The organism is Shewanella sp. GJ50-10 (genome assembly GCF_055808815.1).
In genome coordinates, this window is the sequence record NZ_JBVVSS010000001.1 from 3,963,874 (window position 1) to 3,990,027 (window position 26,154).

Here is a 26,154-nt window from a genome sequence, read left to right on the forward strand (position 1 = left end):
TGTAAACCGTTACTCCTGCTCTGGGTACCAACGATCTAATAAGTCTTTAGAACGTTGCAGTTCATTCGTCCAAGTATCTGCGCCTACTACAGTAGGTTTTAACATAATGATAAGCTCAGTCTTAACCGTCGATTTGCTGCGGTTAGTAAATGCTTCTCCTAAGAAAGGAATATCGCCCAGTAATGGCACCTTTGAAATAGCTTCAATATTTTCACTCTTCATCAGTCCACCAATCACCACAACGTCTCCTGAAGACGCTTTAATGACTGTATCTGATTCGCGAATTTCACTCTGGGCTAATGGCAATTCGAGGCTAGAGCCACTGACTTTGATTTCTTTCACTTGCTCTGAAACATCAATAACTGAAGGGTGTACGTGCAATAACACATTACCTTCAGCATCAATTTGTGGCGTCACATCCAATGCAATACCAGAGAAAAATGGCGTTAGTTCTACTTGTGGTGTGGTTACCGGCGTTGTACCTGCAACAGTTGTCGAAGACACATCAGTAACAAAGTACTCATCATTACCCACTTTAATCACTGCTTTTTGGTTATTTGATGCTGTAACACGCGGGCTAGAAAGAACGTCCACGTCGCCTTGAGTATCCAATAAGCTAATCATGGTACTAAAGTCGGTACCTGTTAAGCTGATTGAAGTCACCCCGCCAATCACATTAGTAATTGGATCACTTAGTCCTGAACCTGGGGATGTACCAAAGTTAATGTCTGTGCTGCCTGCATGACCTAACACATTATCCCACTGAATACCCTGCTGATAACCGTCAGAAAGTGTCACTTCAAGAATCTTAGCTTCTAAAATAACTTGGCGCTGCAAGTGAGTTTCCGCTTTAGTCAAAAAAGTACTGACTTGGCGTAATTCATCAGGATAAGCTCGTACGGTGACCAAACCAGCTTGCGGTGTAATAACCACTTGGCGACCTCCGCCAGTATTACCAATAATGGACACTAAGGTTTTTTCCAACTCCCCCAAAAATTGGTTTTGGTTGTTGAGCGGATAAATGTGCCATTGGTATTATCGGTGTTATCGCTATTATTGCTGTTACTGGAATTATTATTGCTATTAGAGCTGCTATTACTTGAAGAGTTGTTATTTGAATTCGAATTAGAATTATCGTTACCGTCAGAAATACGACCTGAACTGACAGAGGTAAGCGACAAGCCTTCACGCTCCATATATAAATAATTCAGCGGGTAAGTTTCGGTGCGCATGCCCGATGGGAAAATACGTAAAATACGTCCTTCTCGGCTCACTTCATAACCATAAATATCTTCTACAACTTTAATCACTTCCGAGAGCGTTACCCCATTCAAAGAAATTGAAATTGTGCCCGTTACATCGGGATGTACTGCCACACTTAACGGTGTACCTTGGACTAAACTTGGAAAAAAGACTTTTGCTTCGACATCATTTGCTGACACATCAAAACGACGCTCTTTTGGTAACACTGGGCTTGCAGTGCCCAATAAGCTTGAACCATTTAATTCGCGCTGCACTTCTTCCGGCATTTGCGCTGGAGGCGGTATTACGTTTTGAGCGGTTTGCGCTTCTGCTAAAGACTGAGTCAATTCAGTTTTTGATGTCGTAGGATCTGGTCTATCTGTGGTTTGACAACCAAGCAAACAAAGAGATAGCAGAGGGGTCATATATTTTATTAAATTCATTATTATTTTTGTCCTATCGCTCTGTTATCGATTGAAATAGCTTAAGTTTTCGCCCGTCCGACAAATTAACATAGCTTTTTCCGATATATTCAATTCTTATCCCATCAATGCGGTCGCCAACGAATAAGATTTTGTTATTAATGACAGCATGTGGTTTAGCACTGTTTACAATACTATTAAGTACCAAAGAGTCGGCTCGCTCAGCGTTGCCTGACACCGTGACATAGCCCTGACCTGGCAAAGTTGGATCTCTTAATACTTTGCCATGGCTAAAGAAGCTCGCCCCTAGCAAGCTCATTGATATGAGTATAAAAATCGGTTTATTCTGCAACACTGATAAACTCCTTATTAATACTCAAGGTATAAAGCTCTAACTCAACCGTCGCATTAGGGTGTTTATCAACATGATAATTAAGCCGTTTCCAGTATAATTTATCCGGCATCGCTTCTATTGACTCAACAAATTTAAGAATGGAAAAGTAGCTACCTTCAAGGGTCAATTTAATCCCATGGCTGTATAGGTTCATTTTATGTTCTTCACCGACCTGCAAGAGTGGAGTCGGGGCGATAGAACCAAAAGAAAGCAACTTAACCCCTTGCACATTACCGAGTAAATTAGTCAGCACTGTCGGCATATAACTGGCAGGCACCATAGACACCATCTGCGCATCTAAGTCAGCATCAATTAATTGAGTTTGTTGCTCGATATGGGTCAAACGATTTCGGTAGTCCGTATTAGGATCCATTGCTAAGCGCTGCTGATAAAGATCAATTTGTTGGCTTGATACATTATTTTCATTTTCAACTTGAACCAGCTGTCTTGACAGTTTCTGCCTCTCTTTGAAAACACTTTCAACAGGTAGGTAAACCACCATGCCGATAACCACTAATGCAGCCACACAAATTAATACCCGCTCTCGCTGGCTTAACACATTAAATTTGGATTCTAACTGTTGCCAAAACTGCTTCATTGCTTAGCCTCCACTTCTGGAGCGCTCGATAGCTTAAAAGCCAGCGGTTGAGATTCACCGCGATCCATCGTCATCGTCGCAAAAGCATAACCTTTCAATGTGTCAGTGTGCTTTAACGCTTCAACCCACTTAGGAATACTCTGCGGTTTCGCGCCAAAACCTTCAAACTCAAAACGTTGTTCGTTAACAGCAATTCGGCTAAGCCAAACTGAGCCATCTGACACGCTGGCTAAATCAGTTAATAAATTTGAATAACCGCGACTAATCACATTATCCCGTTGGTTTAATTCCGTTGATAACAGCTTCTTTAACTCTAAACGTTGCTGCTCTAGCTCAACCCTAGCAACCAGCTCAGGATCGGGTGCACGATTAGCTATTTGCAACTCTAACTGTTGTTTCTGATCATCAAGCTGCGATTTTTTTGCAGAGACTTTTGCCATATCCGCTTCTAGACTGGAAACTAACCAATAGCCAATCGACCAGCTCAAAATACAGATTAATACTAATCCTCCAACCATCAACATCATTGTTTGAAATGACAGGCGCAGCTTTGCAGGTAATAAGTCATCGCTAAAGAGGTTAACTGTGGTTTTTATCATGCTTCACCTACAGTTAATTGTTTGAAAGCCATAAATGCTAGATGTGCAGTCACTGAATCATGTTCTGTGGTAATGACTTTTTGATTAAAATTTTGCGAAACTAACGGGACTAAAGCTTGTGATTCTCCGTCTAAAAACAGGTCAATCGAGCCAACGGGCGCTTGTCGTAATTGGCTTTCGAAATAATCCATCGATCTCTGAATTTCTAAACTCAAGTTATCCGCGATTCCATATTGAAGATCTGCAGCTGTTGCTTTATCGATTTGAGCAAAGCCTCTCACTCGGCGTTGCATCAGCAATTCACCTTGCTTCACCACTGTCAGTAGTAAATCTTGCTCTGGCACATGACTCACAACCATGTGCGTAGCACCATCATCGAATAACAACGGCATAGCTAACTCTTCAACACTGATCCCTTCAATGGTAAACCCGTGTTGCTCGCAAGCTTGAGCTACAGTTGAGAGCTGCATTTTATTGGCAACCACCACATTGATTTTTCCAGTATTCGTTAGCGATGACTCAAAGTAATCTAATTGAATATTAGTGACAGGTTCAGTTGCTAAATCTTTCACTGACCATAACAATGCTTGGTTAAGCTCGTTTGCTTCGACATTAGGTTTATCAGCAACAATCAATTGATAAAAAGACTCACCCAATACAATCTGTAATTTTGCATTACCAAAAATATCTTTTATCTCAGCAAATGCTTCTAGCCAATCCACACCGTTAAAGGCAATTTTTTTATTACCCCTGAAAACTCAGACTTTACTTGGCTTTGGTGTGCAGAATCAGAACCTTGTTGACTGCTATCTTGTATTTCGCCTTGATATACATAAATCGAATCGGCACTGATATATAACCCAAGTTCACAAGATGCTTGAGTTTGGCGCCAGAATGCTAACTTACTTAAAAAACCATTATTCATTCAAAAACCTGCACCTTGATAATCAGCGAAGAAACGATACATATAAGACAATATAAATGACAGAATTAGGTGTTAAGCCCTTAACAATACAATCTATGATAAAACAGCCAACCCCAACAAACACGTAACATAAGGAACAGTTAACATTAAAAAGTATGTCAAAAAACTATCGTATGACATATTAACCGCTAATCACTTAATTTTATAGAAAAATAACAGCTAAAAATGTGTATACACTTAAGATAGATTGTTATTTCTTTATTCTCAAGACTCACACTCATAACAAGCTTGTAATTATTCAACATCCTTCGTTATTAATTTGTACAAGCTTGACGCGTTAGAGGGTTAATACAAAACTCGTACCAAATTAAAATCTGAGTTGTATTTAAAGATGAAATGAAAGGGAGTTACTATTGATTAAAATAATCACCTTGAGCTGCGCTCACCCCTAAAATTTTCAGGGTTTGCCATTCTTCAAAACTCGTCACGCCTTCAGCAAACACTTGTACTTCAGCGCGGTATAGTCCGCCAATCAAACTTCGAATAAACAACTGATTCTCGGATTTAAGGTGGATTTGATGAATGATTGAACGATGTAGTTTTACCAAATCAAAATGGCATTCTTGTATATAATGAGTTCCAACGACTTGCAGCCCAACATGATCGACACATAACCTCGCTCCTATTTTGCGAAGCACATTCAAATTCTCAACCAAATCTTGTTGGTGTTTAACTACAATATCTTCAGAGACTTCAAATATGAGCCTCGGTGCAAGCGGGCGTTGCTCCATTAGAGTCGTTTTAAGCCAGCGCATAAAGGCGCGACTGGTCAGTGAGTCATAACTTAAATTGATGCTAAAGCTTTCTTGATTGTTCGCCATCAACTCAAATAACACCGTCTCAATGAGTTGTCTTTCAACTTGAGGCATTAAGCCACATTTGTTTGCCATGGGAATAAATAAAGTCGCCCTGATTTCATTGCCTTGATTATCAATGGCTCGGCTAAAGGCTTCTTTATGACAAGCATGTCCATCACTGTCGATGACATTTTCTGTAATCGCTACAAAACGGCGATTAACTAAAGTGTTTTCTAAAAAGCTTCGCCAGCGCACTGAGCCTTTAGCTATTTCTTTATCTACCGCACCTTTGTCGTACATGAACCAATTATTGGTTCGCTGCAACTGCGCGGCTTTTAGTGCCATTTCAACTTCTTCGAGCACTTGTTCCTGCATATCGCCTGCCTTGTAAAAGGCTGCGCCAAGATGCACATAGTTATCTTGAGTATCTGATTGATTCTTTAATTGGCTAATGCCGAGCTTGAGCAATTTGTTGGCTAAACTATCTGCCTCAGCAAGTGATGATTGCGGCACAACAATCGCGAATTGATTAAAGTCGTAACGCGCAAAAACCGCATCCTCATAGGGTTGCAGTAACTTAGTGATGGCTTGCACTAAATCATTTAATTGCTCATTGATAACTTCATCGCCCTCCTGCTGTTGCAATAGGTCTAAATCATCAAAATTAATTAACATAACGGCGCCATGGGCAATCATGCTGCGATCGTGAGTTAACGCTTCCAATCTGTTCTCAAAGAAGATGCGATTACCAATACGAGTACTGGGATCTAAAAAAGTTTTTGAACGAATAAACTGATCGAAACGGCCTCGTTCCTTTTGCGCATCTTGCAACTGCTCTAACAATCTTGTCATGGCGCGATTAATCAACCGCGGCCTACCAGAACCAGGGGAGTTCAATGCTTCAGTATGCTCACCTTCGAGTACCAGTTTACTCCGTTGGGCAATTTGTTCGATTCCATCAAGTTCCTGGGTAAACCAGCGCAAGCCATAGCGAACAAATAGCACTATCGCTATAAGAGATACCAACAAAATCAAATATTCATACCAACCCAATTGATGCAATAAATAGGGCTGCGGCAACTTAAGCTCAATTGCAATATCTGTTTTGCTATCTATGGTGTGTTTATATAGGGTGGGATTGCTTTGTGGTGTGGGGGAATAATATTCAAATACTATTTCATCGCCTTGGGTTAGCTTGAAAGAATTAGCATTGTAAGCGATTAAGATTGGCGGCAACCAAGCGTGTAAATCCCAATGGCTATCCGATTGATAATGTTCCACCAGCATTGACTCTAACTGAGTGACTTTTTGCTGCTGAAATTTGTATGTCAGTTGTACAAAACTCACCAAAGCACCGATAAAAAAGATGGCACCAACCGCTGTCAGCGACAGTAACCAAAAACTGGTCAATTTTTTTGTCAAAATTTTGGTTAATTTCATTATCAGCGTCCTGCTAAAACACAATGCGACTTATCATTTTTAAACGATTGATTAGCGATAACATCCACTTAACTGAACTCGATTATTCAGTAGCAGACAATAAAACGCAAACCCTATCTGCGCTGTTGTTATTGTAGATACAAAAAAAGGGCTAACGCCCTTTTCTTTCAACAACATCAAGCTACTTAGCTTAAATAATGTTTATAGCTTATATTCTGTCGGCACTGTCTTAAGTAAAGCAACACCAGAATCAATGGCCGCTTGAGATACCGCACTGGCGATATTTTTCAATAAACGTGGGTCCATTGGTTTAGGTAATACGTATTCAGGGCCAAAACTCATTGATTTAACGTCAGGGTACGCTGCTAATACATCTGCAGGAACGGGCTCTTTTGCAATTGCCGCTAATGCGTTAACCGCTGCAATTTTCATTTCATCGTTGATTTCAGAAGCGCGTACATCTAATGCACCTCTAAAGATAAATGGGAAACAAAGTACGTTATTAACTTGGTTAGGGTAGTCACTGCGACCTGTACCCATGATCAAATCACTACGAGTTGCATGAGCAAGCTCTGGCTTAATTTCTGGATCTGGGTTTGAACACGCAAAAATAACTGGGTTTGGCGCCATTAATGCAATGTCTTCAGCCGTTAGTAAGTCAGCGCCCGATAAACCTAAGAATGCATCAGCATCTTTAATCACATCTTGTAATGTACGCTTATCAGTATTGTTAGCAAACAAAGCTTTATATTCATTAATGTCTTCACGACGAGTATGAATAACCCCTTGTCTATCTAGCATGTATACATTTTCACGCTGCGCGCCACACTTAACCATCATAGTCATACAAGCAATAGCCGCTGCACCCGCGCCAAGACAAACGAAGACAGCATCTTCAATTTTCTTACCTTGGATTTCTAAAGCGTTGATCATGCCTGCCGTTGTTACAATCGCAGTACCATGCTGATCATCATGAAATACCGGTACGTTACAGCGAGCAATAAGCTCACGTTCGATTTCAAAACATTCAGGCGCTTTAATATCTTCAAGGTTAATACCGCCAAACGTATCAGCGATAGATTCAACCGTATTAATGAAATCAGCTGTGGTTCTGTGCTTCACTTCAATATCAGTTGAATCGATATTAGCGAAACGCTTGAACAATAATGCCTTACCTTCCATCACAGGTTTTGATGCTAACGGGCCTAAGTTACCTAAACCTAAAATAGCAGTACCATTTGATATAACCGCAACCGTATTACCTTTATTAGTATAACGGTAAGCATCGTCTGGATTGGCCGCGATCTCTCTTACTGGCTCAGCAACACCTGGGCTATAGGCCAGCGACAAGTCATGACTCGTTTGAGCAGGTTTAGTAAGGCTAACTGCAGTTTTACCTGCAATTGGAAATTCATGATAATCGAGAGCTTGCTGGCGGAAATCAGACATTTTATGTTCCTGAATGAGGCGATTTATACGGCGAAATAAAGTTAAATTCAGTCAAAACACACAATAATTCAAATTGCTGAACAAATGTCAGAGTGAGCTGTTATGCGCTTTGGCAGGCAGTATAAATGAAAATTTAACAAAAGTTATCTTTAATCATCAGAATTTGATCAAGTTACAGTTTGTCGCGCTTAAATAAATCATCACAATAATAATCAAAGACTTAAAACTGTAGAAAAATAACAAGATTTGACATAAAAAAGCGGAAATTGCTTCATAAAGTTACAAATAGTTTGCCTAAATAACAATATTAATAACTTAAGCAGTACTACATAATTTATAACTAAAAAAATAAATATTTTTGAGGGAAATTAGACCTAAAACAAAAAAAGACGCCGAAGGCGTCTTTTTCTTAAAATAATTGCAGTCGCAATTACTTCTTACCAAGTGCACCAAAGCGCTTGTTGAATTTGTCGATACGACCACCAGTGTCAACAACTTTCTGAGTACCAGTGTAGAATGGGTGACATGCACCACATACGTCTAAATGTAAGTTTTTACCTACAGTAGAGTTTACTTTAATTACGTTACCACAAGTACAAGTTGCAGTTACTTCAGCGTAGTCTGGGTGGATACCTGATTTCATTTGGATTACCTTCAATAGCAGGCCATGTCGCTCTCCCAACCCGAAGTTGAGCACCACATGCGTTCATAACAATAGCGTTAAGGCGCGCAATAGTACAGTATCTGTCCAACTCAAACAAGCAAAAATTAATTGGCGCTATGTCGTTGCTCTAAACCTTCAAATCTCGCCTTATCTTCAATCTTGTTTACATATTGATTTAATTGACTTTGTGAAGGACATACTAAGGTTACATCTTGTCTAATTAAATGGATTTTTTGCTTTGAAAAAGCTTTAGGGTTTGCATCATAAATTGCCAACATAGCTCCATAAACATTGGTTTGCCACTGCTTATGATAACGAGAAGCAATACGCCATAAAGTATCTGAGCTATCACGTTCAATGGTGCAATCCGCATTGACTGTTGGCGTTGAAAGTTCTGAAGTTGAGAGAAAAGAAGCAGGACTCTCAGATATTGAATTTGAAGGCGAAGCTTTCGTGACTGGTTTAGCTTGTTCAACCTTATTCCCTTTATCACGCACTGGCGCCACTTTCTTAAGTTGATTTAGCGAATCTATTTTAACTTCAGTTTTGTCTGTTATCTTAATAAAAGGTGCATCGAATACTGACAGCACAGCATACTGACGCCAGCTATTCCCTTTATATTCATTCACAATTAATTCAGCATTAGGATCGATGACATCATCTACACCAATGGCAAATAACATATAACCACTGATAGATTGCACCATTAACTCTTCTATTGCCTCTTCAGAACCATTTTTCTGACGAAGATGAAGACTAATACGAGATAAATCATTTTTACCTGCCACAATATTCAGCTTAATCTTGGGATGCTGCCCAACATCAAATTGACGACTGTTAATACTGATATGACTCAGTGCAGCTTGTGCCACAAATGAAAATAAAAAAAGTGATAGTGCCAATACAGCTCTGTTGATTATTCCTTTTGACATCAATTTTCTCTTATCCTATTTCTTTATGTTCTGGCTCTAGTAAACTAGACCTTCTCAATTCTTAATGATGATGAATTATGCCTGTTTTTGTTGAGGTTGCTCTGCCCGTTCCTATGCGGCAAACCTTTAGTTACCAAGTTCCTGAATCCAACGTATCACAAATACAGCTTGGATTGCGGGTAAAAGTTCCTTTTGGTAGACAACAACTTGTAGGCTTAATCACAGCGATAAAAAATGAATGCGACGTTCCAGCCAATAAAATAAAACCATTTTCAGAACTGCTGGACACTAAGCCATTATTACCTGATTCACTTTACAAACTCACCTTGTGGGCCGCTCGCTATTACTTTGCCAGTCAAGGCCAAATGCTCAGTCAGGCGCTTCCCGTTGCCCTGCGTAAAGGTCTTAGTGCACAACCACAAACCGTGACCTTTTTTGCCTTAAATGATGCCGGTAAACAAGTGGATGTCAGTGTGCTTAAACGCGCTCCAGCACAAAAAAAATTATTCGAGCTATTACAACAGTCTTCTATTAGCCAAGATGACTTTACCACCCAAGAGCTCAGCAAGGTTGCCCTTAAAGCCCTTGATGATAAAGGCTGGATCGAACGCCAACTCGTTGTTAATGACACAGACTTAAGTTGGCGTGAACAACTTAATATGACTGAAACGCCATTAAAGCTCAATAAGCAACAAGCTGTTGCTGTTTCGGTGTTAAATCAACAACAAGGCTTTCATTGCAGCTTACTTGAAGGTATCACTGGCTCAGGTAAAACAGAAGTCTATTTATCAATTTTAGAAACCATTCTAAAACAAGGTAAACAGGCGCTGATTTTAGTGCCTGAAATCGGCTTAACACCACAAACCATTAACCGCTTCAAACGCCGCTTTGATGTCAATATTGCTGTCATTCACTCTGCCCTTACCGATAACCAAAGGTTAGAAGCATGGCGACAAGCTAGGTGCGGTGAAGCAGCCATCATCATTGGCACTCGCTCAGCATTATTCACCCCAATGGCTTATCCTGGTTTGATTATTCTTGATGAAGAACATGACAGCAGTTTTAAGCAACAAGAAGGGGTGCGTTATCACGCCCGAGATTTAGCGGTGATGCGCGGCCACCTTGAAAAAGTACAAGTGATATTGGGTTCAGCAACACCATCATTAGAAACCTTACAAAATGCCATTTCAGGTCGTTACACTCACCTTGAACTTGCAGAGCGCGCAGGCGCCGCTCAAAAGGTTAAGCAAGGTATCATTGATATCCGCTCACAGCCGCTAAAGTCTGGCATGTCAGCCTCGATGATTAACGAAATGCGCATGCACCTTGATGCAGGCAATCAAGTATTACTATTTCTCAATCGCCGAGGCTTTTCCCCTGCGCTGTTATGTCATGAATGTGGTCATTTACACGAGTGCGATCGCTGCGATGCATTCTTTACCGTGCATCAAGGTTTGAACGAAATCTGTTGCCATCATTGTGGTAATCAATATGCGATTCCACATCAATGTCATGAATGTGGCAGCACCATGTTAATGGGCCACGGCACTGGCACTGAACAGCTTGCCCAAGCGCTTGAGCAAGAGTTTCCTCAATATCCTGTAGTGCGAATCGATCGCGACACTACACGTAAAAAAGGCTCACTGGAAAAACAGCTCAATAGCATCTTAAAGGGCGAGTACAAAATCTTAGTTGGCACCCAAATGCTAGCAAAAGGGCATCACTTCCCTGATGTCACCTTAGTGGGTTTAATGGATGTTGATGGCGCATTATTTAGTGCCGACTTTAGAGCGCCGGAGCGTTTTGCTCAGCTTTATACCCAAGTATCTGGCCGTGCAGGTCGTGCTGACAAGCCCGGAAAAGTGCTACTGCAGACTCACCAGAGCGAAAACCCAATTCTTCACGACCTATTAAAAAACGGCTATGGAAAATTTGCCCGAGCGCAACTTGAAGAGCGCCAACAAGCATTACTGCCACCCGCATGGCATATGGTGTTATTACGAGCTGATGCCCACTTAGCTGAAGATGCAGATAACTTTTTGCAGCAAGTCGCCAACTTATTACCCCAAGACAAAGACTTTGAAGTTATTGGCCCCATGCCTGCACCGCTTGACCGTAAAGCAGGTAAATACCGCCGCCAGTTATTATTCCAAGCTAAAAACCGTCAACGCCTGCAACAAGAATTTGAGCAAGTTTTACCGCAAATAGAAGCGCTCAATGAAAGTAAACGTTGTCGTTGGAGCATTGATAGAGATCCCCAAGATCTGATGTAATGCTATTGCAGCATATGAGGTTTATGCTGCTATTTATTTCAAATCAAAAAAATCTCGATTAATTGACCTGTCGAGATAGCATTTGCATAGCAATAGCGGCTAAAATAGACGGTTACCCCATTCTTTTACTTTAAGTCAGTGCTAATTAACGCCCATGAAATCACATATTGCATCTTTACTAGAACAAACCGTCGACTCTTTTAAGCAACAAGGCATTGTCCCAGCTGATTTTCAGGCGCGAATTCAGGTGGAGCGAACTAAAGATAAAAGCCATGGTGATCTTGCAACTAACTTAGCAATGATGCTGACTAAAGTGGCTAAAAAGAATCCTCGTGATATTGCCCAGCTGATAATTGATAACCTACCAGCTTCTAGCCATGTAGCTAAAGTTGAAATTGCAGGCCCAGGTTTCATCAACTTTTTTATTGATGAAAATGCCCTAGCAAACCAATTACAAGATGCATTAAACGACGACACCTTAGGCGTGACATTACCGACTAAGCAAACCATCGTTGTTGATTACTCTTCTCCAAACCTTGCAAAAGAAATGCATGTGGGTCACTTACGCTCAACCATTATTGGTGACAGTGTGGTCCGCGCCCTTGAATTTTTAGGTCATGACGTTATTCGTCAAAACCATGTTGGCGATTGGGGCACCCAGTTCGGCATGTTACTGGCTTATATGGAAGAGCTACGTGCAGCAAATGGCGAAAAAGCAGATCTTGAATTATCAGATTTAGAAACCTTCTATCGCGCCGCTAAAGTTCGCTTTGATGAATCAGAAGAGTTCGCAACTCGTGCACGTAATTTAGTGGTATCGCTGCAATCTGGTGACGAATACTGCAATAAATTATGGCAAGAATTTAACGATATTTCGCTACATCACTGTCATGACGTTTACGAACGTTTAGGTGTGAGCTTAACCCGCGCAGACGTCCACGGCGAAAGCGCTTATAACGCTGACTTAGCACAAGTGGTTAAAGACTTAGATGCTAAAGGGCTATTAAGCGAAAGTAATGGCGCTAAAGTGGTTTTCCAAGAAGAATTCCGCACTAAAGAAGGCGAGCCATTACCTGTCATTATTCAAAAAGCAGATGGCGGCTACTTATATGCCACTTCTGATTTAGCGGCCATGCGTTACCGCTCAAACGTACTTAAAGCTGACCGCGCTTTATACTTCGTAGATTTACGCCAAGCACTGCACTTCCAGCAAGTATTTAGTCTTGCCAAAACAGCAGGTTTTGTTCGTGAAGAGTTGTCGCTAGAGCACACAGGATTTGGCACCATGAACGGCCCTGATGGTCGTCCATTTAAAACCCGTAGCGGCGGCGTCGTTAAGCTGGTTGATTTATTAGATGAAGCAAACACCCGTGCAATTGAATTAGTGCGCAGCAAAAATCCAGACATGGATGAAGCGACCTTAATTGAAATTGCCCGTGTTGTTGGTATTAGCTCAGTTAAATACGCTGACTTATCAAAAAACCGCAGCAGCGATTACATCTTTAGCTTTGAGCAAATGCTGAGCTTTGAAGGTAACACCGCTCCTTACTTATTATACGCTTACACCCGTATTGCCGGTATTTTCAAACGTGCTGAAGATGTCGATTTAAGCCAAGCTAAAATCGTCCTTGAACACGATAAAGAAAAAGAGCTAGGCACTAAGCTTGCTCAGTTTGGTGAAGTCTTGACCCGTATGACTGAAAAAGGCTTACCACATGTTATGTGTGCTTATGTATACGAGCTAGCGAGTGAGTTCTCAAGCTTTTACGAAGCATGTCCTGTACTTGCCGCTGAAACAGAAGAGCAAAAGCACAGCCGCCTATTGTTATCACATCTAACCGCTAAGACACTGAAAACAGGTTTATCTCTGTTAGGTATCGAAACATTAGAGCGTATGTAACATGAGTCGAGATTACGCTAACAAAAAGCCTAGTCCAAAGAAGCGTCAGTCATCGAGAGGCAAAAAGGCACAACCTAAGCCTGCTAGCCGCTATTTGTCGACGTTTGTAATAATTCTGCTAGTTGCAGGTTTCGGCTATTTCTTATGGTTTATCAGTGGTAGCTCTGATGATGCAGTTGAGCAATCAACGCCTGCTGTAAAAACTGAAACTAAGCCAAAAGCGCAACCTGTTAAGAAAGATCCTAATGCTCTTCCGCCAAAACCAACGGAAGAGTGGACTTACTTAGAAGAGTTACAAAACAAAAGCATTGATATCGAAGTACCTGAAGACGCATTAAAGTCTCAAGGTCCTTATCAAATGCAATGTGCCTCATTCAGAAGACAAGATCAGGCTGAAGAAATGAAAGCCATGATTGCTTTTCAGGGACTTGAAGCACAAGTTCATGCGACCAAAGGCACCACGGGGACATGGCACAAGGTAGTCTTGGGCCCATTTGAGTCTAAACGCGCCGCCGAGCGTACCCGCCATAAACTGCAACGCGCAGGTGTGAATGGTTGCCAAATTTGGCTGTGGCAATATTAATTATTATTTAGATAATGGCTAATTAAGCATTGTTTGCTATAAAAAGGCGCTTACGGCTAGTAAGCGCCTTTTTTGTCCCTTGAATTCCTATCAAGCATCCCCATATCTGTTTTATCAACAAGCAGCAGCCTCATTTTTACTGCTGCCGTCGTTAAGAGGATTTACCGTGACTACTATCGTATCCGTTCGCCGCAATAATCAAGTCGTCATCGCAGGTGATGGCCAAGTTTCCCTCGGCAATACCGTCATGAAAGGCAATGCGCGTAAAGTGCGTCGCTTATATCAAAACAAAGTGATCGCTGGTTTCGCTGGCGGCACCGCTGATGCATTTACTCTTTTTGAGCGTTTCGAAACTAAGCTCGAGATGCACCAAGGCCACTTATTAAAATCAGCTGTCGAACTGGCTAAAGACTGGCGCACCGACAAAATGCTGCGCAACCTTGAAGCCATGCTCATTGTTGCTGATACCAAAGAATCATTAATCATCACAGGTAACGGTGATGTAGTTCAGCCAGAACATGACTTAATTGCCATCGGTTCAGGCGGCAACTTTGCCCATGCTTCGGCATTAGCACTATTGCAAAATACTGATTTAAGCGCTCGTGACATAGCTGAAAAATCGCTAACCATCGCCGGTGATATTTGCGTATACACCAACCAACATAAAACGGTTGAGCAAATCGACTACTAAATTTGAACGTAAGGAATTATTTATGTCTGAAATGACCCCTCGCGAGATTGTCCACGAATTAGACTCGCACATCATTGGTCAAAAAAATGCTAAACGTTCTGTGGCAGTTGCGCTTCGTAACCGCTGGCGCCGTATGCAACTTGAGCCATCATTTCGTCAAGAAGTGACGCCAAAGAATATCTTAATGATTGGCCCAACAGGTGTAGGTAAAACTGAAATTGCCCGCCGTTTAGCTAAGCTTGCTAATGCGCCATTCATCAAAGTTGAAGCGACTAAGTTCACTGAAGTTGGTTATGTCGGCAAAGAAGTTGAACAAATCATTCGTGATTTAACTGACTCAGCCATCAAAATGACTCGCGAACAGCAAATGAAGAAAGGCCGTCATCGCGCTGAAGAATTAGCAGAAGAACGTATCCTTGATGTGCTTTTGCCTAAGCCAAAAGATGATTGGAACACCGAGCAAAAAGACGACTCAAACACTCGTCAAATCTTCCGTAAAAAACTACGTGAAGGCCAGCTTGATGATAAAGAAATCGATATCGATTTAGCTGCACCACAAGTTAGCGCTGAAATCATGGCCCCACCAGGCATGGAAGAAATGACTAACCAACTTCAAAGTATGTTCCAAAACTTGGGGCAAACCAAAGAGAACCGCAAGAAGGTTAAGATTAAAGAAGCTTTCAAGCTGTTAATTGAAGAAGAAGCTGCCAAGCTAGTTAATCAAGAAGACATGAAAGAACAAGCTATCGATTTGGTTGAGCAAAACGGAATCGTGTTTTTAGATGAAATCGACAAAATCTGTAAGCGCGGCGAAAGCTCTGGCCCAGATGTATCTCGCGAAGGTGTGCAACGTGATTTACTGCCATTAATTGAAGGTTGCACAGTCACCACTAAACACGGCATGGTTAAAACCGACCATATCTTGTTTATTGCTTCAGGCGCATTCCAGATGTCAAAACCATCTGACTTAATCCCTGAGCTTCAAGGCCGCTTGCCAATTCGTGTTGAGCTTAGCGCATTAAGTGCTGATGACTTTAAGCGCATCTTAACAGAGCCCCATGCATCATTAACCGAGCAATACATCGCGTTAATGGGTACAGAAGGCGTTAAAATTGAGTTTGCCGAATCTGGTATCGAAAAGATTGCTCAAGCTGCTTGGCAGGTCAACGAGACTACAGAAAACATCGGTGCCCGTCGCCTACATACTGTGATGGAAAAGCTGATGGAAGAGATTTCATATGATGCTTCAGAAAAATCTGGCAGCACATTTGTAATTGACGAAGCTTATGTAACAGATCATCTTGATACCTTGGTAGAAGATGAAGACTTAAGCCGCTTTATTCTGTAATTGCGCCAGTGATATGTGCCAATTGTGACTTATCACTAACTTAGTCATCCTATTTTTAGTTAACATTAGCTAATATATAGAATGACTGCTTTAAAAGGTGGTGAACTCATTGAGTGACCACCTTTTTTATTATCTAGGGCCTGTTGCTCTTTGCTGGTCAAGTTTTGTTCGAAATGAAAGATCAACAGGCTCTAACCTCAGATCATTATTTAGCGATTAACTTTTTAATCGACAGCATTGTAATAAGAGAGTATCCGTTATGAGTTCACCTAATGTGACTAACCTAAAGTTAAAGCGTAAATCAAAGTTACTTGAAGTGACTTTTGATAACGGCGACGTCTTTAACATCACTTGTGAAATGCTGCGTGTTAACTCTCCATCTGCTGAAGTGCAGCGCCATGGCAATCCAATCTTAGTGACCCACAAAAAAGCGGTAAATATTAAAGCGATTGAACCAGTAGGTAACTATGCAGTAAAAATCGTTTTTGATGATGGCCATGACACGGGTTTGTTCTCATGGAAATTGTTACATGAGTTTGGCGCACATCAAGTCGAAATTTGGGAAAGATACTTAGCCCGCTTACGTGCTGAAAAAGGCTCGCGCGAGCCGTTAATTGATATGAATATCAAATACTCTTAAGTTTAAAAACGCTATATAAGAGTTTAAGTGTGTAAGCCTTAATTCAATGTTTGATGTAGGGCTTACCCATTTCACCGCCAAACTTATCTACTGCACTTATCTACTGCGCTTATCTACTGACTTATCTACAGTGCTTAGCTGTAAAGCTATACTTCTTTCGCTACTATGCTAATGTTCACCACAAGCTACTTTTCTACGCTTAAACTTATTCTATTATATCTATATTCAAGCCTAAATTTTACGTTTTAATTTAACCAATACAAAACCATATAAATACCTAACCTTAGGCGAATAGTACGAGTTGATAGCAATGATAAAACCATTAATAACATCAGTATAACGGCTTTACATCCAAGCTGAATGCTTGCTGAACCAAACTGAATTTGGGCACAATTCATCAGACTGTTATGAAATAATGTTGATTCATTTTGAACATAAGTCAGACTATGCGTTTATCATTTATTATCCTGAGCTTTTTATGCATTTCTAGCATGAGTGCTAAAGCCAATTCCCTTCCCACTCAGTCTACCGCTGAGGGCAAATCTTTTATGGTTAGCGCCACTAATCCATATGTATCTAAAACGGGTTATCAAATCCTTGAACAACAAGGTAATGCTATTGACGCCATGGTGGCAATGCAAATGGTGATGACAGTGGTAGAGCCTGATATGACCGGGTTAGGTGGCGGTACATTTGCATTGTATTTTGATAACCAAGCAAAACAGTTTCATGCCTTTGATGGTCGTGAAACCGCACCAGCCAGTGCCTATGCCGATATGTTTATGTCTCAAAATGGCGCGATTGATAACAGTGAGGTCTTAGGTCCGCGCTCAGTGGCGATACCCGGTACCCTAAAATTGCTTTATCAAGTGCATCAACAGCAAGGAAAACTGCCCTGGAGTGAGCTGATACAGCCCGCCATTGAGCTAGCAACCCATGGCTACGCCATGAACAGTTATACCTATGATATTGTCGTCAGGGAACAAAGCCGCTTACAGCAAGATCCTGAGATAAAAGCACTATACTGGCAGGCTGGAGCCATTAAACCAACCGGCAGTTTAATGAAAAACCCAGCGCTTGCTCGTACCCTGAAAAAAATTGCCAAGCACGGCGATGACTATATGTATCAGGGCGAGTTAGGCCAGAAAATTGTTAAAACTGTCAATCAACGACTTGATGATAACCAACCAAAGCTGTCGATGGACGATTTTAAACATTATCAAATCAAGCACCGTGACATTGTGAAATCCCAGTATAACGACAATCAAATCGTTTCATTTGGCTACCCTTCTTCTGGAGGCACCATGGTGGCACAAACACTTGAGTTACTTGAGCCTTACCAGCTTGAAAAAATGAAGCCCACTGACGCAGAACCATGGCGGTTAATGACCGAAGCGATGCGTATTACTCAAGCTGACCGGGTTGCTTACGCTGGCGATCCAGACTATGTCGATGTGCCCAACATTCAACTACTGAATAAGGCTTATTTAGACAGCCGTAGAAAGCTTATTCCTAAAACGGGTGTCATGGTTGAGCAACCATCAGCAGGCAAATTAATCGCTGATATTCCTCCTAATGACAACTCATTAGAAGGGCAAGATACTGGCCATATTTCAATTGTCGATAGTCAAGGGAATGCGATTGCAATGACCAGTACTGTTGGAACAGGTATGGGATCGGGTGTCATGGTTGATGGCATGATACTTAACGCACAAATGGATAACTTTACCCATAACCCTAAAGTTGATGGAAAGCTGGCTCAAAATGCCATTGCACCAGGAAAAAGGCCACGTTCAGCGACTACACCATTAATGGTGCTAGATAGCCAAGAACAGCTCCGAGTAGTGATTGGCTCACCGGGTAGCGGTCAAATTCCTGGATACGTTTTAAAATCATTAGTGGGGATCCTTGACTGGAATTTATCAGCCCAAGACGCTATCGATTTACCTAACATCCAATACGGCACCAAAGTCGACCGCACTAAATCACAATACTCAACAGGTTTACTGGTAGAAAAGAAAACCTTTGCAGAAATGCTTGTACCGGAATTTATCGATTATGGTTACCCTGTTCATGTATTGCCAATGGCCAGTGGACTTAATGCCATCGAAATTAGAAATGGCCAAATTATCGGTGCGAGTGATCGCCGAAGAGCATCGACTGCCATGGGTAAATAAAGCTTATCTCACTTGGTGTAAACTAGATAAAAAGTCCATTTTGCCTTTATCTGCAATTTGGATTTCACTAGCATTTTCACACTTCAATTTAATTAACACTGCCTAATACCCCTGTTAATTCAATTATTAACAAATTGGGTCATTATTTCTGAACGCTACTTATCTACACCAATACGCACTATCACTAATCTGTTATTTAAAGGCTCTCAAATAAAGTCACCTCAACCAGCCTCTTAATTAAGCCCTTAATTAAAACTCAAAACATCTAATTTACTTATACATTAGATTACTTATTGAATCCTAAACACCTCAATGATAGATTACCCGCCCTTAATGATACAATATATCATTAAGGGCTTGGCACATTTATCACTTGAGTTTTAACATGAACAAACCCGCGCAAATATTATTAGATCGTCTCGCTATTTCAGCCTCAGGGTTATGTGTGCTTCACTGTCTTGCGGGGCCAATGTTATTAGTTCTTTTCCCTGCGATGTCTTCGCTTTCAGTCAGCGATCATTTTTATCATGTACTCATGCTTTGGTTTATTATCCCAACAAGTAGTATTGCAGTATTTCTTGGCTTTAGTCGGCACAAAGACTCTGTTGTATTAGGGTTAGCTTTGGTAGGAATGGGGGTCCTTACAGTAGCTGCTATTTATGGACACGACTGGTTGGGTCATACAGGAGAAAAACTGGCAACACTCGCAGCTACCTTAATTTTAGCCTCGGCGCACTGGCGTAATTACTCCCTTTGTCGTAAAGACTCATGCTAACATGGGCATAATTAAGGTAACTTTTATTTCCAATTTGTTTTGGAACACCAACAAAGATCAACCTCATCAAATCAAATCCCAGATACAAAAATGCCAGCTAATTAGCTGGCATTTTTCATTAAGGTTTTACACTCAACACATTAAATTATTTGTTTTAAAAAATGTGTCTTAAACCGCAGCTTGGAAAATCACGCTATCAGCTTTTTTCGTGTAAGACTCAATCTCATCAAAGTTCAAGTAACGGTAAGTATCAGCTGCAGTTGCATCTAACTCTTTCGCGTATTCTTGGTACTCAGCAGGAGACGGCAGTCGACCTAACAGTGCAGCTACCGCAGCTAACTCAGCAGAAGCTAAGTAAACGTTTGCGCCTGTACCTAAACGGTTCGGGAAGTTACGAGTCGAAGTTGATACTACAGTTGAGTTCTCAGCAACACGTGCTTGGTTACCCATACATAGTGAACAACCAGGGATCTCGATACGTGCACCAACACGGCCAAAGATTGCGTAGTAGCCTTCTTCAGTCAGCTGATCTTTATCCATCTTCGTTGGTGGAGCAATCCACAAACGTGTTGGTAAAGTCGTAGCGAACTTATCTAGCATCTTACCGGTTGCACGGAAGTGACCGATGTTAGTCATGCAAGAACCAACGAATACTTCGTCAATTTTAGTATCAACAACTGATGATAATAAAACCGCATCATCTGGATCGTTCGGTGCACAAAGAATTGGCTCTTTGATGTCAGCTAAATCGATTTCGATAACTTCTGCGTATTCTGCATCGCTATCAGCATCCATAAGATCTGGATTAGCAATCCACTCTTCCATGCCTTTAATACGACGTTCAATCGTACGACGGTCGCCATAACCTTCAGAGATCATCCACTTCAACATCACGATGTTTGAAGTTAGGTATTCAATGATTGGCTCTTTATCTAGCTTAATCGTACAACCTGCAGCACTTCGCTCTGCAGAAGCATCAGATAATTCGAACGCCTGCTCAACTTTAAGTTGCTCAAGACCTTCAATTTCTAATACACGACCTGAGAATGCATTGATTTTGCCTTTCTTCTCAACCGTTAACAGACCCATTTCAATTGCTTTTAATGGGATTGAATGAACAAGGTCACGTAACGTGATGCCTGGTTGCATTTCACCTTTAAAGCGAACCAAAATTGACTCTGGCATATCAAGAGGCATAACACCTGTTGCTGCAGCAAATGCCACTAAACCAGAACCCGCTGGGAATGAAATACCAATTGGGAAACGCGTATGTGAATCACCACCAGTACCAACAGTATCAGGTAGTAACATACGGTTTAACCAAGAGTGAATAACCCCGTCACCAGGACGAAGTGCAACGCCGCCACGATTCATGATGAAATCAGGCAGTGTTTGATGCGTGTTCACATCAATTGGTTTTGGATATGCTGCTGTGTGACAGAAAGACTGCATGGTTAAATCGGCGCTGAAGCCTAAACATGCTAAATCTTTAAGTTCATCACGAGTCATAGGACCGGTAGTATCTTGCGAACCAACAGAGGTCATCTTAGGCTCACAGTATTGGCCAGGACGAACACCTGTTACGCCACAAGCTTTACCAACCATCTTCTGTGCAAGGGTATAACCCTTGTTAGATGCAGCAACGTCTTGTGGACGCACAAATACGTCAGAAACCGCTAAGCCCAATGTCTCACGAGCACGGTCAGTAAGACCACGGCCAATGATTAATGGAATACGACCACCAGCACGTACTTCATCAAGCAGTACTTCTGTTTTTAGCTCGAAAGTAGAGATGACTTCTTCAGTGCCACCACGTTTAACAACGCCTTCGTATGGATAAATGTCGATAACATCGCCCATTTCCATTTTGCTAACGTCAAGCTCAATTGGTAGTGCGCCAGCATCTTCCATTGTGTTGAAGAAGATTGGGGCGATTTTGCCACCTAAACAGAAACCACCAGCACGCTTGTTAGGTACATAAGGGATATCATCGCCCATGAACCAAAGCACTGAGTTAGTTGCTGATTTACGCGAAGAACCTGTACCAACAACGTCACCCACGTAAACTAACGGGTTACCTTTGGCTTTTAGTGCTTCGATTTCTTTAATTGGACCCACTGTGCCTGCTACATCAGGTACGATACCGTCACGCGCATTTTTTAGCATGGCTAAAGCGTGTAATGGGATATCTGGACGTGACCATGCATCTGGTGCAGGTGACAAGTCATCAGTGTTAGTTTCGCCTGATACTTTAAATACCGTTAGCGAAATCTTGTCAGCAAGTTTAGGGCGGTTTAGGAACCACTCAGCTTCTGCCCAAGAAGTAACGATTTGCTTAGCAAAATCATTACCCGCTTGCATTTTTTCTACCACATCGTGGTATGCATCAAACATTAATAAGGTATTTGATAATGCTGTTACTGCGATTGGCGCAAGTGCATCATTATCTAATTGAGCGATAAGCGGCTCAATGTTGTAACCACCTTGCATAGTACCAAGTAGTTCGGTCGCACGCTCAGTAGATAGGATTGGTGACGATACAGTGCCTTTTGCTACTGCATCTAAGAATGCCGCTTTTACGTACGCAGCTTCATCAACACCAGGGGGAATACGATTCTCTAATAGGTCAAGAATTACAGCCTCTTCACCAGCAGGCGGAGTCTCAACTAACTTTACTAATTCAGCCACTTGTTGTGCATCTAATGGCTTAGGGACAACACCCTCTGCAGCACGTTCTGCGACGTGTTTACGATATGCTTCTAGCACGGCAACATTCCTCTTTGTTTTGCGCCTAACAGCGAAACTGAACGTCATTTGATATGAAATTTCTAAAAAATGACCATTCCACAGGTTCGGGCTTGAAATCCGACCCGTAGTATACTACAGGTTTGCAAAAGTATGAATTAGATCACACTCTAATGGAGACGAAATCGATGCTAATTTTTAGCTCGCAGCGTAATTTACCTGTCACTTTAAACAAATAAAATTAGACAATAGTTTAAAACAACATAAAAAGCCATTAAATTCAGCTCGTTAAGTTGCACATAAATTTTAAATCAATCCTAGAAAGCAATTGAATAACTTAGATGAATTTTTGCAATTTTTTTATCTTTTCTGCATAGTCTTTGAACAGTTCTAGGCGGCAAACAGTACAAAGCATACTTATACAACTTTTTTGATTAGCTATTCACTATTAACGATTCATTTTAGTAAAGGGGTCATTATGAGTTTTACCACTTTAGAAGCGGTCATATTTGATATGGACGGCATTATCATCGATACCGAACCCGCTTGGCAGCAAGCTGAAGTTGAAGTACTCAATCAACTCGGGGTACCCATTACTGTCGAAGATGCCGAGATCACCACAGGGTTAAGGATCGATTTTTTAGTGAGCTATTGGTATCAACGCCACCCTTGGCCTAATTATGATAATCAGCAAGTTGCGCAGCAGATTATTGATAAAGTCATCACCTTTATTGAAACTCAAGGTAAGCCGATGCGTGGAGTGATTAACGCATTAAACCTTTGTCAGCAACAGCAGCTAAAAATTGGTTTAGCCACATCATCATCTTCGGATTTAATTGCAGCCGTAATGGGTAAGTTGGGGATTAAAGAGTACTTTATGGCTATTGAGTCAGCTGAAAACCTTAAATATGGTAAGCCCCACCCAGAGGTTTACATTAACTGCGCCGATGCACTAGGAGTGCACCCATCACTTTGTTTAGCCATTGAGGACTCTTTTAACGGGTTAGTTGCCGCAAGAGCTGCATCGATGCAAACTATCGCAATACCTGCTGAAAACGTAGCACACCAAGAACGCTGGCAGCATATTGCCCACCAGCAAATAGCACATTTAGACTTGTTAGATACGGTTCTGAAGTAACCGATACTTAACGTTATGGTTAGGGAAAATTGATTAACAAAAAAGGCTGTCACTAATGACAGCCTTTTTTGTTAATGGGCAATAGTTAAAGCAATTAAAAATTCTTACCTACGAATAAATAAAATGCTTGCTCACCAGTATCGGTAAAGCCAAACCCTAAGGCTGCAGGTCCCCAGCTGGTATCTGTACCTAAGTAAACACTCCCCGCGTAGATAAGATCATCTAAATCAATATCATCTTTAGTGATCCAAACGTTACCAGTTTCAATGCTTGTCCCAAGATATAGTGGTACATCGGATAACAATACATCTCTGCCTAAATCATATTGATAGATAAGCGCACCAAATACTTTATGCGCTCCCGCTAATGCGCCTTTGTGATAACCTGATAAGTTTAAAAAGCCACCGAGCTCAGAAACATGCAAAGTAAACTGTCTATCAACATCTACTGTGGCTAAAGCCACCTTACCCACAATCGCATGATTACCCAGTTTTAATGCCCCTTTCCAATCAGCCTCATATTGCCACGATAGCTCATCAGAGTTTTCCTCTATAGCACCTTTGTAACGTTCGTCTCGAATTGATGCCTTAAAGGTCAGTCTTTGCCCCTCCGTTGGGAAACTAATACTGTTTAACGTATCGAACGAAAATGCAAAATAACCACCTAGAGATTCGTAATCTAAATCAATAGAAGATACAGCCCTGTTAGATAAATCCCCTATTTCACCTACAGCGCCAATTTCTATTAATCCTGCGTGTGAATAGTTGTACCCTATGCCAATTTGAACTTGGTTGAGAGTGTTTTTAAGCTCGTAGAGTCGGTCGTTGCCATCATAAAAATCCCAATCTTTGATTTCATACTCGTAAGATACTCGACTATAAAAATCTTGGTCACGGCTTAGGGGTTGATAAAACTCTGTACTGATCCTTTTTTCATAACCCAAATCGATTTCATTGCGCCACTCTCCCCCATTTTCAGTCAGCTCACCCATGGTATAGGCTAAACTTAAGGTGATAGCAGAATCTAAAGTAAAGTCATCTTCCCAGTTAAATCCAATATCAAAGTAATTCGGCCCCCAAGATTTGGCTCGAGTGTTTACCGTTAAAATACGCCCCTCTTCTGTGTCTTCAAATTCGGCATCTACCCGCTCAAACTTATTCAATGAGTAGAGGCGCTTAATCCCCTCTTCTAAAGACTCTTTGGTGATCACCTCTCCTTCATCAAGGTCTAAAGTTTCTCGCAATAATTTTTCGCTAACCTTTGAGTCGTTATCAAAAACAATTTTAGTTGAAGGGCGATTTAACTGATTAACTAACAAGGTTTTCACTTGTTTCTTGTCTGCTTGGTACTGCTGGTATTCTTGTTCACTCACACTTAGATGCGCCAGCATAGGTAAAGCTGCCTCACCGGCAATACGTCCTGCCTCTAATGCTTGCGGCATAATTGCAAAATCAGTGGTGCTCATGCCATCAATCGCTGGACGAATAAGCACATCCCCTTCAGCCAATAACGTTTTTTGGTACTCAGTGGTCGCCATAGTCAAAATAGTAGAAAGCTGTTCAAGCACAGCGATAGTGCTATCCAGCTCCTCTTTCGATGCTAACGGAGAGCCAATATCAATAGCGATGACGACATCTGCTCCCATCGCTTTAATCACGTCGATAGGCATGTTGTTGGAGATCCCACCGTCAACCAATAACTTGCCATCAATCTGGGCAGGTTGCAGTGCACCTGGAACGGTGGCGGAGGCTTGCATCGCTTTAACGATACTGCCATTTTCTAATACGACTGCGTGGCTCGTTGCCAAGTCCGTTGCTACCGCACGGTAAGGAATAGCTAAATCATCAAAGTCGCCAAATTGCTCGACTAAATCGGTTGAATGACGCAGCAGTTGTGACATTGTCTGACCACGCAATAAACCACTTGGCGCGGCAAGACCACCATCTTTATAACCTACATTAATAGGAATATTATATTTATCGCGGTGTTGTTTATCGCGGTAGGTAAGATCTTCTCGTGGGATGGTATCTGAATAGCCTTCGGCCCAAGGCGAATTGAGCATAATGTTTTCTATTTCAGTAGCTGTGTAGCCTAATGCATACATGCCACCAACATAAGAACCAATACTGGTACCTGTGACATAATCGATAGGAATCCGGTGCTGCTCTAATACTTTAAGCACACCGATGTGGGCAGTGCCTTTTGCCCCCCGCCACTTAATACAATACCGACAGAAGGTCGCTCTTTGGCTTGAACAAAACTTGTTACTAAGCTCAGTAAAATCAACAGTGCGATCTTGCGACCCATATAAAACATCCCTATCTCTAAATTATTCTCGGCGCCATTCTAACAAAGAAAAACC

The 26,154-nt window shown here is 41.5% G+C and carries 17 protein-coding genes and 3 pseudogenes; 9 read left to right on the forward strand and 11 right to left on the reverse strand.

The window, feature by feature from the left end; translation table 11 throughout:
* Positions 1 to 9: 9 nt before the first annotated feature.
* From mshL to AC0L4E_RS16700, 9 genes and pseudogenes are all read right to left on the reverse strand, one after another.
* Positions 10 to 1,685 (reverse strand): annotated as a pseudogene (gene mshL, locus AC0L4E_RS16660) (pilus (MSHA type) biogenesis protein MshL).
* A 13-nt stretch (positions 1,686 to 1,698) separates the two neighbouring features.
* Positions 1,699 to 2,019, reverse strand: coding sequence for an MSHA biogenesis protein MshK (locus AC0L4E_RS16665; RefSeq protein WP_473680319.1), 321 nt, complete (start codon positions 2,017 to 2,019; stop codon positions 1,699 to 1,701).
* A complete protein-coding gene (locus AC0L4E_RS16670) occupies positions 2,006 to 2,656 on the reverse strand; it encodes an MSHA biogenesis protein MshJ (RefSeq protein WP_473680321.1) in 651 nt (216 codons plus the stop codon). The genes AC0L4E_RS16665 and AC0L4E_RS16670 overlap by 14 nt, the downstream gene beginning before the upstream one ends.
* Positions 2,653 to 3,255, reverse strand: a complete 603-nt coding sequence (locus AC0L4E_RS16675) for a fimbrial assembly protein (protein ID WP_473680323.1) — start codon at positions 3,253 to 3,255, stop codon at positions 2,653 to 2,655. Before AC0L4E_RS16675 ends, AC0L4E_RS16670 begins: the two co-directional genes overlap by 4 nt.
* Positions 3,252 to 4,180 (reverse strand): annotated as a pseudogene (locus tag AC0L4E_RS16680) (biogenesis protein MshI). Before AC0L4E_RS16680 ends, AC0L4E_RS16675 begins: the two are co-directional and overlap by 4 nt.
* A gap of 410 nt (positions 4,181 to 4,590) precedes the next feature.
* The gene (gene csrD / locus AC0L4E_RS16685; RefSeq protein WP_473680325.1) at positions 4,591 to 6,477 is read right to left on the reverse strand and encodes an RNase E specificity factor CsrD; all 1,887 of its coding nucleotides are present in this window, start codon (positions 6,475 to 6,477) and stop codon (positions 4,591 to 4,593) included.
* Between the two features lie 201 nt (positions 6,478 to 6,678).
* Positions 6,679 to 7,926 carry a malic enzyme-like NAD(P)-binding protein gene (locus AC0L4E_RS16690; RefSeq protein ID WP_473680327.1) on the reverse strand — a complete coding sequence of 416 codons (1,248 nt, stop codon included), beginning with the start codon at positions 7,924 to 7,926 and terminating at the stop codon, positions 6,679 to 6,681.
* 430 nt (positions 7,927 to 8,356) lie between these two features.
* Entirely contained in the window at positions 8,357 to 8,569 is a 213-nt protein-coding gene (gene rpmE / locus AC0L4E_RS16695; RefSeq protein ID WP_102527427.1) for a 50S ribosomal protein L31, read from the reverse strand.
* A gap of 125 nt (positions 8,570 to 8,694) precedes the next feature.
* Complete coding sequence (locus AC0L4E_RS16700) at positions 8,695 to 9,522, reverse strand: FimV/HubP family polar landmark protein (RefSeq protein ID WP_473680329.1); 828 nt, start codon at positions 9,520 to 9,522, stop codon at positions 8,695 to 8,697.
* 77 nt (positions 9,523 to 9,599) lie between these two features.
* Here AC0L4E_RS16700 and priA point away from each other — a divergent pair, with 77 nt between their 5' ends.
* The 8 genes from priA (at position 9,600) to AC0L4E_RS16740 (ending at position 19,909) form a co-directional block, all read left to right on the forward strand.
* A complete protein-coding gene (gene priA, locus AC0L4E_RS16705; RefSeq protein ID WP_473680331.1) occupies positions 9,600 to 11,795 on the forward strand; it encodes a primosomal protein N' in 2,196 nt (731 codons plus the stop codon).
* Positions 11,796 to 11,949: 154 nt separating this feature from the next.
* The gene (gene argS / locus AC0L4E_RS16710; protein ID WP_473680333.1) at positions 11,950 to 13,695 is read left to right on the forward strand and encodes an arginine--tRNA ligase; all 1,746 of its coding nucleotides are present in this window, start codon (positions 11,950 to 11,952) and stop codon (positions 13,693 to 13,695) included.
* A gap of 1 nt (position 13,696) precedes the next feature.
* A complete protein-coding gene (locus AC0L4E_RS16715) occupies positions 13,697 to 14,278 on the forward strand; it encodes an SPOR domain-containing protein (protein ID WP_473680335.1) in 582 nt (193 codons plus the stop codon).
* A 166-nt stretch (positions 14,279 to 14,444) separates the two neighbouring features.
* On the forward strand, positions 14,445 to 14,969 hold the full coding sequence (hslV, locus tag AC0L4E_RS16720; RefSeq protein WP_220755040.1) for an ATP-dependent protease subunit HslV: 525 nt from the start codon (positions 14,445 to 14,447) through the stop codon (positions 14,967 to 14,969).
* Positions 14,970 to 14,991: 22 nt separating this feature from the next.
* Positions 14,992 to 16,317 carry an ATP-dependent protease ATPase subunit HslU gene (gene hslU, locus AC0L4E_RS16725; protein WP_220755041.1) on the forward strand — a complete coding sequence of 442 codons (1,326 nt, stop codon included), beginning with the start codon at positions 14,992 to 14,994 and terminating at the stop codon, positions 16,315 to 16,317.
* Positions 16,318 to 16,576: 259 nt separating this feature from the next.
* Positions 16,577 to 16,957: a gamma-butyrobetaine hydroxylase family protein gene (locus tag AC0L4E_RS16730; protein ID WP_473680337.1), complete on the forward strand. Its 381-nt coding sequence runs from the start codon at positions 16,577 to 16,579 to the stop codon at positions 16,955 to 16,957.
* A 548-nt stretch (positions 16,958 to 17,505) separates the two neighbouring features.
* Positions 17,506 to 19,134: a gamma-glutamyltransferase gene (gene ggt, locus AC0L4E_RS16735; RefSeq protein WP_473680339.1), complete on the forward strand. Its 1,629-nt coding sequence runs from the start codon at positions 17,506 to 17,508 to the stop codon at positions 19,132 to 19,134.
* A gap of 385 nt (positions 19,135 to 19,519) precedes the next feature.
* Positions 19,520 to 19,909, forward strand: coding sequence for a MerC domain-containing protein (locus AC0L4E_RS16740; protein WP_473680341.1), 390 nt, complete (start codon positions 19,520 to 19,522; stop codon positions 19,907 to 19,909).
* A gap of 168 nt (positions 19,910 to 20,077) precedes the next feature.
* Here AC0L4E_RS16740 and acnB read toward each other — a convergent pair whose 3' ends face one another.
* Entirely contained in the window at positions 20,078 to 22,675 is a 2,598-nt protein-coding gene (gene acnB, locus AC0L4E_RS16745) for a bifunctional aconitate hydratase 2/2-methylisocitrate dehydratase (protein ID WP_473680343.1), read from the reverse strand.
* Positions 22,676 to 23,132: 457 nt separating this feature from the next.
* Between acnB and hxpB the strand changes: the two genes are divergently transcribed.
* Positions 23,133 to 23,792: a hexitol phosphatase HxpB gene (hxpB, locus tag AC0L4E_RS16750; protein ID WP_473680345.1), complete on the forward strand. Its 660-nt coding sequence runs from the start codon at positions 23,133 to 23,135 to the stop codon at positions 23,790 to 23,792.
* Positions 23,793 to 23,886: 94 nt separating this feature from the next.
* On the opposite strand, the pseudogene AC0L4E_RS16755 reads toward hxpB, so the two are convergent.
* Positions 23,887 to 26,099, reverse strand: a pseudogene (locus AC0L4E_RS16755) (patatin-like phospholipase family protein).
* Positions 26,100 to 26,154 lie beyond the last annotated feature (55 nt).

Excerpts from the sequence above, each read along its gene's own strand:
- AC0L4E_RS16670 (WP_473680321.1), bottom strand. The coding sequence starts at position 2,656 with ATGAAGCAGTTTTGGCAACAGTTAGAATCCAAATTTAATGTGTTAAGC.
- AC0L4E_RS16675 (WP_473680323.1), bottom strand. The coding sequence starts at position 3,255 with ATGATAAAAACCACAGTTAACCTCTTTAGCGATGACTTATTACCTGCA.
- csrD (WP_473680325.1), bottom strand. The coding sequence starts at position 6,477 with ATGAAATTAACCAAAATTTTGACAAAAAAATTGACCAGTTTTTGGTTA.
- AC0L4E_RS16690 (WP_473680327.1), bottom strand. The coding sequence starts at position 7,926 with ATGTCTGATTTCCGCCAGCAAGCTCTCGATTATCATGAATTTCCAATT.
- rpmE (WP_102527427.1), bottom strand. The coding sequence starts at position 8,569 with ATGAAATCAGGTATCCACCCAGACTACGCTGAAGTAACTGCAACTTGT.
- AC0L4E_RS16700 (WP_473680329.1), bottom strand. The coding sequence starts at position 9,522 with ATGTCAAAAGGAATAATCAACAGAGCTGTATTGGCACTATCACTTTTT.
- priA (WP_473680331.1), top strand. The coding sequence starts at position 9,600 with ATGCCTGTTTTTGTTGAGGTTGCTCTGCCCGTTCCTATGCGGCAAACC.
- argS (WP_473680333.1), top strand. The coding sequence starts at position 11,950 with ATGAAATCACATATTGCATCTTTACTAGAACAAACCGTCGACTCTTTT.
- AC0L4E_RS16715 (WP_473680335.1), top strand. The coding sequence starts at position 13,697 with ATGAGTCGAGATTACGCTAACAAAAAGCCTAGTCCAAAGAAGCGTCAG.
- hslU (WP_220755041.1), top strand. The coding sequence starts at position 14,992 with ATGTCTGAAATGACCCCTCGCGAGATTGTCCACGAATTAGACTCGCAC.
- AC0L4E_RS16730 (WP_473680337.1), top strand. The coding sequence starts at position 16,577 with ATGAGTTCACCTAATGTGACTAACCTAAAGTTAAAGCGTAAATCAAAG.
- ggt (WP_473680339.1), top strand. The coding sequence starts at position 17,506 with ATGGTTAGCGCCACTAATCCATATGTATCTAAAACGGGTTATCAAATC.
- AC0L4E_RS16740 (WP_473680341.1), top strand. The coding sequence starts at position 19,520 with ATGAACAAACCCGCGCAAATATTATTAGATCGTCTCGCTATTTCAGCC.
- hxpB (WP_473680345.1), top strand. The coding sequence starts at position 23,133 with ATGAGTTTTACCACTTTAGAAGCGGTCATATTTGATATGGACGGCATT.